Below are 14,091 nucleotides of genomic sequence, written 5' to 3'. Positions count from 1 at the left end.
CAAGAGAAAGTTTATGACCTATGCTCAAAATAATAATTCACAATCAAAATCCATTGCCATTATTGGGTCAGGCGTGTCGGGTCTAACGTGTGCCCATTACTTAGTAAGCGACCATACTGTGACTATTTTTGAAGCCAATGACTATCTTGGCGGGCATGTGAATACCGTTGACGTCACACTAAATACACCCAAGCGATTTGGCAAAAACCATATTGAGGAATCTGCTATTGATACAGGGTTTATCGTATTTAACGAACGTACTTACCCTAATTTTTTAAGACTATTGAATGAGTTAGAGGTGCCGTTTCAAAAGACAGATATGAGCTTCTCGGTAAAAAACCCTGCTATTAACTTTGAGTACAACGGGCATACATTAAATAGCTTCATGTCACAACGTAAAAACGTGATTAGCCCAAAGTTTTGGCGATTTGCGAAAGATATAATGACCTTTAATAAGCATATAAAGAAGCGCCATCAAGACTATAAATATCTCAATCTAGCCATTAAAAAGCTTACTCTAAACATTGAACAACTAACACGCCAGAATAAGCATGCCAACCGCAAAGCTCAAAAAAATCAGAAGCTGTTAGCCGATAAAATCAACCAACTTAAACAACTTGGTGAAGAAACCCTAGGTGATTATTTAGCCAAGCAAAAATACGGCAAACTGTTTCAAGAAAATTATCTACTACCCATGGTGTCGGCAATTTGGTCAATGGGCTTAAAAGACTCTAAAGCTTTTCCCTTAATATTTTTTGCACAATTTTTTGACAATCATGGTCTGCTAGATTTGGTAAACCGTCCACAGTGGTTTACCATAAAAGGTGGCTCAAAGCAGTACGTTAATAAGCTGATCAAACGCTATGCCAGACTCGGTGGTAACGCTTTTGTAAATAGCCCAGTGCAATCTGTCACTCGTCGTAAGTCAGGTGTCATCGTCAGCTATAAAGACGTTAACGGTAATCAAAAATCTGCTGACTTTGATGAGGTGATATTCGCCTGTCATGCTGATGTGGCAAAACGTTTATTAGATGATATCAACGAGCAAGAAGATCAGATATTAGGCACGTTTAGCTTTACCGAAAATGAAGCCATTTTGCATACAGATACTAGCGTACTGCCCAAAAAACCGTTGGCTTGGGCAAGTTGGAACTATCTACAACCAAACTCTAATCAACAGCCCACGAGTCTAAAGCCATCTACACAAACGAATTTTCACCCTTTAAAGCCCGTTCTGACCTACAACATGAACATCCTGCAACGCTTAGCCAAAAAACATAATTATCTCGTTACCCTCAACAAGCATGTAGATAATGCTCAGGTAATCAAACGTATTGATTACCGTCATCCTATCTATAACATTGAAATGACACTTGCTCAAAAGCAGTGGCAAGGCCTAGCCAGTCAAGATAATCATACGCACTTTTGCGGGGCGTATTGGTTTAGCGGTTTTCACGAAGACGGGGTAAGAAGTGCGTTAAGGGTTTGCAAAAACTTGAATGTGAATATCGCCATAATGGACAAAGTTAACCCTTCGCATTTAAGTCATGTGATTGAGCCTAATTCCGTGTTTGATTATGACGCTTTGCCTGTGAAAGCGGATAAAAATACGAACCTATTAAATAAGCGTCAAGTGATATCCGCCAGTACAAATCATGAACTAATCAAGCTTTTTAAATAAAGTTAAGTTTAAAAATTCGACATTAAAAATGTTAAGGACATCAAAATGACAGATACCATTTATCAGTTTAGTGCTAATACAATAACAGGGCAAAACAAAGACTTTAGCGATTATAAAGGCAACGTATTGCTTATTGTAAATACAGCAAGTAAATGCGGGCTAACGCCCCAATACGAGGGCTTAGAAGCCTTGCATAAACAGTTCCACGATAAAGGGCTTGTGGTTATCGGCTTTCCTAGCAATCAGTTTGGTAAACAAGAACCAGGCAGTAGCGAGGAGATTACAGAATTCTGCCAAATCAACTATGGTGTCAGTTTTCAAATGATGGATAAAGTAGATGTCAATGGGGACGATGCACATCCAATCTATAAGTGGTTAAAGGCACAAAAAGGCGGAATACTGACAGACGCTATAAAATGGAACTTTGGAAAGTTTTTGGTCGATAAAAACGGCAACGTTGTTAAACGCTATGCTCCCACTACTAAGCCTGAAGCTATTACCGCTGACATTGAAAAATTACTAAATTAAGCATCAGATATGACCATGCCAGTTAATAACGAGTCTGATTTTAAGAATAACGCTGATACTTTAAAAGGTGAAGGGTTTTCTCATCAAGTGCTGTCCAATGAAATGTTGCCACATCAAATTTTAACAGGCACAACATGGCATGTTCGTCACTTACCTACTAAACACCGTTTTAGCTATCCCTATCGCTATTGGGGATTTAGCTTAAACAGACTGGTCGCAGGTGATTTACCTGAGGAACTGGGCATAAATGATTTGCTCAATATAAGGTTAAAATTTAGTAGACGCTTTGTCAGCGTCTTTAACAAGCGTTTTAATAAATTCAAACTCTTTAGCACTCAATTTAAAGGTTGGCATAGTCTGCAAAGTTTTAATGTTACTGATTATCTTGAACTTGATAAATTAGATGAGAGCAACCCAAATAATAACGATTATTTGCAACGTTTGTTAGAGGCATTTAACTTCAATGCTTCTGATGCGATTAATAATAACCACTCATCAAAATACTCTTTCGATGATAATCTAAAAGATATCAATCAGAAAAATGCGAAACTTTGGCGTGCCAACGTTTTGGAGCAGTTTGAACGGCTTACCAATAGCCAACCAGTAGGCGATATTTTGGGATTAGTGGTTGGACGTAATCTGGGTGTTTATTTTAGCCCGGTTAATTTCTATATTGGTTTTGATGATAATGGTGATGCCAGCCATTTGCTTGCTGAAGTAAGTAATACGCCTTGGGATAAGCGTCATTTTTATGGGTTTGAATTAGACGGTAATCGAAGTGAATTTAGCCACAATAAGGGCTTTCATGTATCGCCATTTAATCCACTTGACCAAGTGTATACATGGAAAATAAATGTTAAAAAAGATGACTTAGAACCAGTGCTAAAACCCCCGCTAAAATCTGGGCTAATACCAATTGCTATTAGCATTCAGGTGTCTGACAGTAGGGGTACCGTGTTTGAGGCAGGTATTAATATGACGCCACAAGCGATGACGGCTCAACATATCGTCAACAGTATCACAAGCACTCCCTTTATGAACTATAGCTCGATGGCTCGCATTTACTGGCACGCTTTTATATTATATGCGGTAAAAAAAGTGCGTTACATTGGCTATAACAAGTCGCTAAGTCATAGTAAACAAAGCCAAAAAAAGACACAACAGTATAAAGGACGACTCATGTCACCACAAACCAAACATCCAACGGGCAGACAAGCAAAGTATGCCACTGAGAAATTAACCCAAATGTGTGCCCAGCAAGTAGCCAAAAGCCAAGTCATCAATCCTATCATGCTGTGCGTAGATATGGCATCACGTCGTTTTTTATTCAAAGCTTTAACGAATTTAAAGCAGGGTAGTATTACGCTTATCGAAGCTAAAAAACCTAATAATTTGAGTGATAAATTAACTCAACGCAAACGACGTCAAGAAAGTAAAACGTTCACCTTTGGACATCCATCAAACCATATCACCCCTATAAAGAGCAGTGGAGCGGTAGGCAATCACCCTCTTCATGCAACGGTACAGGTACTTAATAAAGGTTTTTATCGCAAGCTGATTACTGGTGGAGATATTGCCCTTGCCGACAGTTATATCAATGGTGACTGGGACGTGGATGACTTGACAGCATTGATTCGACTTGGGGCGCGCAACCATAAAGTAAGCAACCAGCTTGATGGCATATTAAGTAAGCTTACCAAGACATTTGAATTAAAAAAACATCAATCTCGCTCAAACACGGTTAGCAATTCAAAATCCAATATTTTGGCACATTACGACCTTGGCAATGAGATGTATCAGACGTTTTTGGATGACAGTATGATGTATTCGTCAGCTATTTATCCCACGCCTAATACTTCACTTTATGACGCTCAGAAAACAAAACTAAAGACCTTATGCGAGTTATTACAGCTCTCGAAAGACGACCATGTGATAGAAATTGGTACAGGTTGGGGTGGATTTGCTATTTTTGCCGTACAAAACTATGGATGTAGGGTCACGACGACAACCATATCGGACGCTCAATATGATGAGGCAAAACGTCGAGTGGAGCATGTAGGGCTAAGTGATCGCATTACCTTATTAAATGAAGACTACCGTAAGCTGGCCGGACAGTACGATAAGCTTATTAGCATTGAGATGGTCGAGGCAGTCGGGCATGACTATCTACCGACTTTCTTTTCAAAATGCAACTCGCTACTTAAGCCCAATGGCATTATGGCAATGCAAGCGATTACCTATAATGACCAAGGGTACAACGACTATTTAAACTCGGTTGATTTCATTCAGTCGCATATTTTCCCTGGTGGCTGCCTACTCTCTAACCAAGAAATCGTTACTCAACTTACCCAAAATACAGATATGGTGATAAAGTCTCTTAAAGATTATGGCTATGATTATGCCCGTACTCTGCAAGATTGGCGCCAAGCCTTTATGGCTCATATTGAGGAAATAAGAGGGATGGGGTACGATGATGCATTTATTAGACTGTGGCAGTTTTACTTTTGCTACTGTGAGGCAGGGTTTTTAGAGCGTACCACAGGTGTCGTACAAGTCAAAGCAGTTAAACCTGATAATCGTTAACCATGATAACTAATCAATGACTATAAATTAATCCTTTGATTCAGGTTACTTAATGGGTCATATGACAAGGAGGGTCTTATGAATTTAGCATATGTTTGGATTTATCTCAGTGCAGCTATAGTGTTTGTATTGATTGATAGCGTGTGGTTAAAAACCATGACACAGGCGTTTTATCAGCCACGTATTGGGCATTTGCTGTCTGAATCACCAAATTTGATGGCGGCGGCAGTATTTTATTTGTTTTATATTTTTGCCTTGTGCGTATTGGTTATTTATCCTCAAGTCAAAGCTCATGCCCCACTTTGGCAACTGTTTGCAATGGGTGCACTGATTGGTTTGATGGCGTACGGAACATTTGACTTTACCGCTCTTGCCCTGTTTAAAGAATATAGTACGTCGGCAGCAATAGTAGATTTTGCTTGGGGCGGACTTATCACGGGTATAGTCGCCGTCTGTGCTGGTTGGTTAAGTTATAAGTTTGACTGGTTAGCGTGATTGTTGTTGTGTGATTAGTGATTGTTAGGTATAGACTAAATTTAGCATTGGCAATGGCGAATGTTATGGTAAGTTCAGTAAAGGCAAAGATCAACCTGAATAGAGTGAAGGTCAAAAAACTATAATTTTTTAGTGCCCATTTTTTTGGTGGACCTACCTTGACATGGTAAAGGTCGCTAGTTCGAATCTAGTTACGCCTACCAAGATTTAGTAAACAAAATAACCCCCGATTCTCAGTTAATTCTGTATCGGGGGTTTTTTTGTGGGTTAAATTTATTCATATCTTCTAAATGAATTCAATAAAACACTTATCAATTTTTTCATTTCTTTTTGATAGTAGTCATAAGTTCACCCATTTAACTCAAGATTTGTATTATTAAATGGGTATTTGAATATGCTCTTAGCCATAATTATATATAAGCAGGTCAATATATTTAGAATACACTTAAACAATTATGTGAAATTATTAACTAAAATGATAGCTGTCAAATCATTTAATGACAACTCTCTTATTATTATGATAATGTGATAATTCTAAACGGATAATTAAGTGCGCTAATAAATTAATATATTGTTTACTTTAGTGGCACTCAGATAGTGGTACGCAGATAATTTTAATACGTTTTTTTTGTAGTATACCGCTTGAGCTGATAACGTTTTAAAAGTAAAAATGTCAATAGGACAAGTTGTTACCTAGTACTTTTGACATGCATTAACGCCTTATAAAAGCCTAATCCATATAAAAGTACTCTTACTTTTTTATCTATTGGCCCAAATAAGTGAGTACATACTCAAGGAAGAACAGAATGACAGGGATTGAATTTTATACTAATGGTCATATTGTCAGCGAAGCTCATAGCATGCACCAAAAGCTAGGGGGTTTAGCAAAACAGTACTCTGCCACCTCAGCCATAATAATTACAGATGCTGGAATCTCCGAGTTAGGCTATGTCGATATCGCAAAGCAAGCCTTACAGAAAGCAGACGTTAGTGTCGTTGTATTCGATAATGTCGTTGCTGACCCACCTATTGAAGTTGTTGAAAGTGCTATTGAGCTTGCAAGAAACAATCAATGCGATTTGATCATTGGCTTAGGCGGAGGCAGCTCTATTGATACAGCAAAAATTGTTGCCTTATACCCAAACGACTTTAAGTTCGTTAATGATATTTTGGATAAGGATATTAGCAACTTTAAAAAACTACCACTTTTTGCAATACCGACTACTGCAGGTACAGGTGCAGAATCCACGTTTGTATCTGTAATCACAGCAAAAGATGGAAGTAAAAAAGCTATTTATACTCCTAAAATACTACCTGACGTCGCTATATTAGATGCAACCCTAACACTTAAACTACCTCGTCATATTACTACAGCAACCGCACTTGATGCCATGGTGCATTGTATTGAAGCCTATACAAGTCGTACTAAAAAGAATCCTATTTCAGATGCACTAGTCTTAAAAGGCTTACAATTACTATGGAATAATTTTGAAACAGTATTGAACCATGGTGACAATATTGATGCTCGAGCTAATATGCTGTTAGGTTCTACGTTAGCCGGTATCGCCTTCGTCAATGCCTCTGTGGCTGCTGTCCATGGACTATCCTACCCCCTAAGTATTAATTTCCATATTCCACATGGACATGCTAATGCGCTTGTAATGTGTGGTGTTTTCACATTTAACTTATCAGAAGCTGCTCCTCTATACGCAGAGCTCGCTCATACTGTTATGCCTACTCAAACAGCTGGAATGACAGATTTAGATGCAGCGACTTCATTTATTAATCAACTAAAAAAGTTTTTGGAAAATAGTGGTCTTAAATATCGTTTGAGTGAACTGGATATTTCAAAGGACGATATTCCTGCCCTAGCTGAAATAGTTATCAATTCCTATTCACGACTTATCGCAACCAATCCAAAAGATATGACTTTAGAAGAAGTCAGTACGATATATGAGGAAATAGCCTGATTAGAAATGCTCTTTAAATAATTTTATCTATCATTCAAGGAAAATGATCATGTCGAAAAATGAAATAAAAGTTTGTGTAGACGGCTTTCATTACTTAGAAGGACCTCGTTGGTATCAAAATACATTATGGTTTGTTGATTTCTATACTCAAGGTGTCTATAGAGTCAACGAAGAAGGAATAGCGGAAAAGATTGTGCATGTTCAACAACAGCCTTCCGGTTTAGGATGGTTACCTGATGGGCGTATGCTTGTGGTATCGATGAAAGACCGCAAAGTCTTACGACTAGAAAATGATGGTAACTTGGTCGTACATGCTGATATCTGGGAACATTGCGATGGTCATGCCAATGATATGGTTGTAGCCACTAATGGCAATGCCTATGTAGGCAACTTCGGTTTTGATTTGATGGGTGGTGCTGATCATAAAAATACAGGGCTTGTATTGGTTAAACCTGATGGAAGCTCACAGATTGTCGCTGACGGGCTGGCATTTCCAAATGGGATGGTTATCTCTGAAAATAATAAAACATTGATAGTTAATGAACTGTTTGGCAATAAAATAACTCAATTTGATATTAAAGAAGATGGTAGCCTCGGAGATAAACGAGACTTTGCAAATTTTGGAGAATTAGGTAATGAACCCAATCTTGGTCTACGCATTGAAAACGCCAGCATATTACCTGATGGTCTTACATTAGATGTCGAAGGTGCTGTGTGGATCGCGGATACTTTGAATCAGCGAGTTGTACGTATAGCTGAGGGTGGTGAGATTTTAGAAACTATCGATACTGCACCTGATGGTGTCTTTGCGGTGACTCTAGGTGGACAAGACGGTAAGACATTATTTATGTGTGCGGCGCCAGACTGGGATGAGGCTTCTCGCAAGTCTGAAACCAAAGGACGCATGCTATCTGTTCAAGTTGAGGTGGGGCATGCAGGTACGCCATAATTAAAAATTTTGATTGAACTGAACCATAAATAACCTGCTATATGACAGGTTATTTTTTATTAGTTAACAACTAATTCTTGTAAGAGGTTGTCTTTATACGAATAATAATGCGAGTAGTATGAATTGATTATTAAAATACCCATCCATTTGATTAAATATTTAAATTACCTTGACTGCACTTCACCATGCTGTTATCAAAATGGTAGTTTCTGGATCGATTATTACTTTTTACACGCATAACGAAGACCTGATATAGTTGAATTTCACAGCAAATATAACGCTATAGACCATAATGGCTAATTATTAATATATTCATTATAAGCTATTGCGCATTATCGATATTTAAATCCACATATAACCTCTACAATAATTTAAAACTACGGTTCCCCGCATTTATAGAGATCGACTTTAGATTACTTAAAGTTAACAATTTAAATTTCAACAACTATGAAATCAATTTATATGCTTTAACACATCACAAGTGCATTTTAAGATGCGTTAAAAAATCGTACTGTAAATTTTGATTTAAAATTTATACCCCGTCCTCAAAGGGTTTAATATATTGATTGAAATAAATTTACCGTTCACCAGATCTTTAATATGTAGAGCGGTTTAGCCCCGATTGAAGTGGATATCCTTGTTTGACCACTGTGTCGCGGTGACTTAGCCAGTAGCGGTATCGAGACAACAGGAACGCTACTGGCTATTAGTCACCGCCACAGTGGGTAGACAAGATAGGAACGAAAAGATACCATCTTATATGTCAACTCAAATTACTATCAAATAGCAACTTGAGGTTTGTATTTGCTTTGGTGCTTTATCACACCATAGCAAATCTGTAATAACTTTCTCATACCTGCAATCAAAGCCACTTTTTTGCATTTTCCTCTCTTCAGCAGTCGCTCATATAGTTGCTTAACATCAGGATTGCAACTAATTGCAGATAAAGCACACATAAACAGCTTCGATCGTAGGTTGCCATCCCCTTTTTTACTAATACGGCTTCTTCCTTTAAAGATTCCTGACTGTATATGTATAGGGGTTAATCCAACAAATGAGGCACATTGCGAAGCATCCTTAAAGTCCTTAGATAGGAGTAGCGACAATACATTCGGTGCGACTGTCTTACCTATGCTTGGAATGCTAACTAGGTTGTCATAGCCTAACTTTAAGTCAGGATGATTACCTATGTGTTTATCTATTTTGGCTTGGATGATATCTATTTGTTCGTTATAAGTGTCTATCACTTGTTTTATAGATTGGGCGATATCGTTGTCATAGCTTTTTCTAGATTCAACTTTTTCTAGACGGTTGCTTTCTCGCTTTTTATCAGCCTTGAGCGTGTCTAAACGGTCTAGCAGATACTTGAGCTTTCTCACGTGCTCAGGTTCTGGCTGCCATGCTTTAGGGTGCCTTGTATAGGCGTATTGCGCGAGTACGTACGCGTCTTGTTTGTCGGTTTTGTGATGACTGCCGATGGCACCTGCAAATTGTTTGGCATATGCCGGATTAATAACGGATACTGTATAGCCTTTACTATGTAGATCATAGGCTAGGTTCTCATAGTATATGCCTGTGGCTTCCATGATGATAAGACATTCATCCGGTTTCTTGTTTGTGCTTTGCTTAGCTAGCCATTTGGTAAAGATTGCAAAGCCTTTTTCGTCATTAGTAAAGGTTTTGCTGTGGGCTTTGTTTTTAACCTTTTTACCTTCTTTGTTTAGCCATGTTGCGTCAAATTTAGCTTTGGATATGTCAATTCCAACGTATACTTGATAGGTCATTTCTTTGCATTTCCCTTGTGAATACAGTGTCTCTTAGTTTTATTTTCTAAGGCACTTTGATACCATTCAATCTAAAGAAATACAGGTAGAGGGCTTTATCTTTGCGTCGAGCTCTTTGGCTATAGCGGGATCACTAGCTCACTCTACCTGCTACCATAGCTAAGGTTAACACTTATCTATGGCTTTTTTAACATACAAGCGGGATAAGCTCCAACAACCCTTTATTCCTAAATTAACATACCTGCACTCGTCAATACTTGCTGCGACGCGCTGAGCAATTTTATCTACCGTCCTTGCGGTATAGCTATTAAAAAGTGATAACTAAATTTTTAAACGTCCAATTAAAATTTTTTGTGTTATTTAATTAAATCAATCAAAAGCTTATGATTAATTTAATATTAAAATCATAGTCAATAGGTTTTAATAGGCACTAAGCGATATCAGTACCATACTAATGCTAAGCTAGTTTAATGTGGTAGATCTTAATTTATAAGCTTTTGATAAAGCTTGGGCAATAAAAACATGAAATTACTGGGTTAATTAAACCCATAACAACTTTAATTATTTGTACCCTTATTAGTTAGGGCTTAAAGCATATAGGCTAATGCGGTATATATGACGTTAATAGCCGACATGACTTATAAGGGTAAATCGCTATTTACCAATGATTAAATTAATTTATCACTAGGGAGACATCCATGAGCGATATGAATGATAAAAAATGTCCATATTCAACAACCAATTTGACCATGAGTAATGGTGCGCCAGTTGTTGACAATGACAATAGTAAAACAGCAGGCCGACGTGGTCCTCTATTAGCGGAAGATTTATGGCTTAATGAAAAGCTTGCCGACCTTAACCGTGAAGTTATACCAGAACGTCGTATGCACGCTAAAGGTTCTGGTGCTTACGGTACATTTACGGTGACTAATGACATCACCAAATATACCCGTGCTGATATCTTTAGCGAAGTCGGCAAAAAGACGGAAATGTTTGCTCGCTTTAGTACCGTTGCAGGCGAGCGCGGTGCCGCTGATGCTGAACGCGATATTCGTGGATTTGCACTCAAGTTCTATACCAATCAAGGTATCTGGGACTTAGTGGGTAACAACACGCCGGTATTCTTCGTGCGTGACCCACGCAAATTCCCAGATTTAAACAAAGCGGTTAAGCGTGACCCACGTACAAATATGCGCTCAGCAACTAACAACTGGGACTTTTGGACCCTACTTCCTGAGTCGTTCCACCAAGTTACCATTACGATGAGTGACCGTGGTATTCCAGCCACGTACCGTCATATGCATGGCTTTGGCTCACATACGTATAGCTTTATTAACAAAGACAATGAGCGCTTTTGGGTGAAGTTCCATTTCCGTACTCAGCAAGGTATCAAAAACTTAACTGATGCAGAAGCTGCTGATATTATTGCGACGAACCGTGAAAGCCATCAAGAAGATCTGCTAAATGCGATAGATAATGGCGATTTTCCTAAGTGGAAAATGTATGTTCAAATCATGCCAGAAGAAGATGCTGACAAAGTACCCTATCATCCATTTGACCTTAGTAAAGTTTGGCCAAAAGGTGATTATCCACTAATTGAAGTGGGTGAGTTTGAATTAAACCGCAACCCAGAAAACTACTTCTTGGATGTAGAACAGGCTGCATTTGCACCAAACAACCTAGTACCTGGTATTAGCGCCTCTCCAGACCGCATGCTACAAGCCCGTCTGTTTAGCTACGCTGACGCACAGCGTTATCGTGTTGGGGTTAATCACAAGCAGATTCCAGTCAACAAACCGCGTTGCCCTGTTGCGAGTAACCACCGAGATGGTCAGGTTCGGGTTGATGACAACTATGATGGTCGACCACACTACACGCCAAATAGCTTTGAGCAGTGGCAAGATCAGCCGCAATATGCTGAGCCACCTATGAAAGTTGATGGCTATGCAGCTCATTACGATTTCCGTGAAGATTCAAACGATTATTTCAGTCAGCCGCGCGCGCTATTTAATCTGATGACTAATGAGCAAAAAGAAGCGTTATATGGTAATACCGCTCGTGCGATGGGCGATGCCCCAGACTTTATTAAGTATCGTCATATCCGTAACTGTGATATGTGTGACCCAGCGTACGCTGAAGGCGTTGCCAAAGCTCTTGGACTAACGGTTGAAGATGCAAAAGCGGCCCGTGAGACTGACCCTGCTCGTCATTTAGATAGCTTGTTGTAAGCATCTAGATATTTCAAGCAGTAGCTAAGCGTATCATTGAGTTGAGAACTTAGCTCATACTTGTGACTGTTACCTGTTGTACTTAAGCTTATTGATATTTACTTATAAATAGCTACTTATTGCTTATAGTTTCAGGTAACGCATAAAAGCACCTACCGTTTATCGTGGTAGGTGCTTTTTTATGTCTTAGTAGTAAATCATTAACGCTGACTCGCCTGCTTATCTATCAAATATAGTTAATGGACTACTAAACGGTTACGGCGTTAACCTTGCTAAGCCTACATGAGTAGTACTTGCACTCTGTTGACTTAGAACCTATTTAGACATCTTTTCTATACTGTCACGTTAAATCAACAGAATTAATATACAACTGAATATTTAACCCTGTTAAATAGGTACAGTTAGTAAACGACAATAATGTTAAAGTCTTATAATAAATTAAGTAACCAATAGACAACGAGAGAGTTATGTCAGATAAAATTATTAATTTAGGTTCAGGTTTTTGGAATATCCGTGGCTCATTTAAACTGGGTGGTATCATTGACATTGGTACACAGTGCTCATTGGTACAGCTTAATTCTGGAAATTATATATTTTTAGACAGCTATACTTTAACTGGCAATGTTCGTGATGACGTCATGCGCTTAACCAATCAAGGTAAAGACGTGGAAGCGGTCTTAAATCTGCATCCTTTTCATACGGTACATTGTGAACAAATGGCCAAAGATTTCCCTGATGCCATTCACTACGGTAGTGAAAGACACAAAACCGAAGTTCCATTAGTGACTTGGGCAGATGATTTGGTAGAAAGTGATGCGGTTACACAGCGTTATCCAGAGCTTAAATTCTCAGTACCTGAAGGTATTTATTATATTCATCCGAATCAGAATATTCATGCAGGCTCGTTACTCGCTTACCATCCTACCAGCAAAACCCTACATGTTGATGATACATTCGTATCTCCACCCGCAAAAATCCTCAAGGCCATAATGCCAGAGCTGTCATTACACCCTACTACTAAAAAAGCACTAAAAGATGAACCAAATGCAGGTAAAGCCTATTGTGATTGGGCAGAAAACTTAGCTCATGAATGGAAAGACACGATGAATTTCTGTGCTGCTCACTCTGATCTAGTCCGCTTTACTCAAGGTCAGTTTAAGCAGGCTCTACTGTCTGCTATTAATAAAGCAAGACCTAAGCTTGAAAAGGCGTAAACTATCAAATAACCGAATGATTACTTTAAATAGTTGATCGTATAATATGCATAACCACTAGATTCAAAACTCAAGCCAAATCTTAACCCTGTATAGCGGTCAAGAATTGGCTTGTTTTTGTTAAATTTTAAATTTTTTCAAGGGCGATTTAAACCAAACCTATTCCAAAAAATAAATAAAAGAGAATCTTTAGCATACATTCAGTTTATTAATCATTTATTAATAATATACTTGTTCATGATATTCGCGTGTTATGATTACAAGCTTAAGTTTACTATCTTTAGCAAAATCTTAAATTATCACACCTTAAAGTGTCTTTATCTTTAATTATGATGATCTATCTAACTCCCCTATTTTTTCGGCCAGATTAAAAAGCTGATGCATATAATTAAAGCTTATCTTTATTTATGCTACGAATGTATAATATAAAACGTCTTTTTCCTCAATTAATCAGTCGCCTATATGTCATTATCTAAGATGAATAGTAACAATACACTTAATCATAACGCTTATGGAGATAATTCTTTAATAAGAAAGCCTTATTTATCCTTACTATATTTAAAAGACCTGCCATCTTTTAAACCTTTGACTTATATTAAAACCCTTCCTCCGCTGATCTTACCTTATAAAGCTTTGTCTTTAATAAAAAGTAGATGTCA

Annotated in this window: 9 protein-coding genes; 8 read left to right on the top strand and 1 reads right to left on the bottom strand. The window is 38.2% G+C overall.

The window, feature by feature from the left end; translation table 11 throughout:
* Positions 1 to 13: 13 nt before the first annotated feature.
* The 6 genes from AC21OH_RS01965 to AC21OH_RS01940 all read left to right on the top strand — a co-directional run bounded on the left by AC21OH_RS01965 (position 14) and on the right by AC21OH_RS01940 (position 8,206).
* The gene (locus AC21OH_RS01965) at positions 14 to 1,681 is read left to right on the top strand and encodes an NAD(P)/FAD-dependent oxidoreductase (protein ID WP_487371019.1); all 1,668 of its coding nucleotides are present in this window, start codon (positions 14 to 16) and stop codon (positions 1,679 to 1,681) included.
* Between the two features lie 45 nt (positions 1,682 to 1,726).
* Positions 1,727 to 2,209: a glutathione peroxidase gene (locus tag AC21OH_RS01960; protein ID WP_487371020.1), complete on the top strand. Its 483-nt coding sequence runs from the start codon at positions 1,727 to 1,729 to the stop codon at positions 2,207 to 2,209.
* A gap of 9 nt (positions 2,210 to 2,218) precedes the next feature.
* A complete protein-coding gene (locus AC21OH_RS01955; protein ID WP_487371021.1) occupies positions 2,219 to 4,792 on the top strand; it encodes a DUF1365 family protein in 2,574 nt (857 codons plus the stop codon).
* A 78-nt stretch (positions 4,793 to 4,870) separates the two neighbouring features.
* A complete protein-coding gene (locus AC21OH_RS01950; protein ID WP_487371022.1) occupies positions 4,871 to 5,287 on the top strand; it encodes a DUF2177 family protein in 417 nt (138 codons plus the stop codon).
* A gap of 806 nt (positions 5,288 to 6,093) precedes the next feature.
* A complete protein-coding gene (locus tag AC21OH_RS01945; protein ID WP_487371023.1) occupies positions 6,094 to 7,257 on the top strand; it encodes an iron-containing alcohol dehydrogenase in 1,164 nt (387 codons plus the stop codon).
* Positions 7,258 to 7,306: 49 nt separating this feature from the next.
* Positions 7,307 to 8,206 carry an SMP-30/gluconolactonase/LRE family protein gene (locus tag AC21OH_RS01940; protein ID WP_487371024.1) on the top strand — a complete coding sequence of 300 codons (900 nt, stop codon included), beginning with the start codon at positions 7,307 to 7,309 and terminating at the stop codon, positions 8,204 to 8,206.
* 779 nt (positions 8,207 to 8,985) lie between these two features.
* Here AC21OH_RS01940 and AC21OH_RS01935 read toward each other — a convergent pair.
* On the bottom strand, positions 8,986 to 9,990 hold the full coding sequence (locus AC21OH_RS01935; RefSeq protein ID WP_487371723.1) for an IS110 family RNA-guided transposase: 1,005 nt from the start codon (positions 9,988 to 9,990) through the stop codon (positions 8,986 to 8,988).
* 707 nt (positions 9,991 to 10,697) lie between these two features.
* On the opposite strand from AC21OH_RS01935, the gene AC21OH_RS01930 reads away from it, so the two are divergent.
* Complete coding sequence (locus tag AC21OH_RS01930) at positions 10,698 to 12,218, top strand: catalase (protein WP_487371436.1); 1,521 nt, start codon at positions 10,698 to 10,700, stop codon at positions 12,216 to 12,218.
* 467 nt (positions 12,219 to 12,685) lie between these two features.
* On the top strand, positions 12,686 to 13,432 hold the full coding sequence (locus tag AC21OH_RS01925; RefSeq protein WP_487371429.1) for a hypothetical protein: 747 nt from the start codon (positions 12,686 to 12,688) through the stop codon (positions 13,430 to 13,432).
* Positions 13,433 to 14,091 lie beyond the last annotated feature (659 nt).

The organism is Psychrobacter sp. CX10 (assembly GCF_057621575.2).
This window is presented reverse-complemented; position numbering and strand designations above follow the sequence as displayed.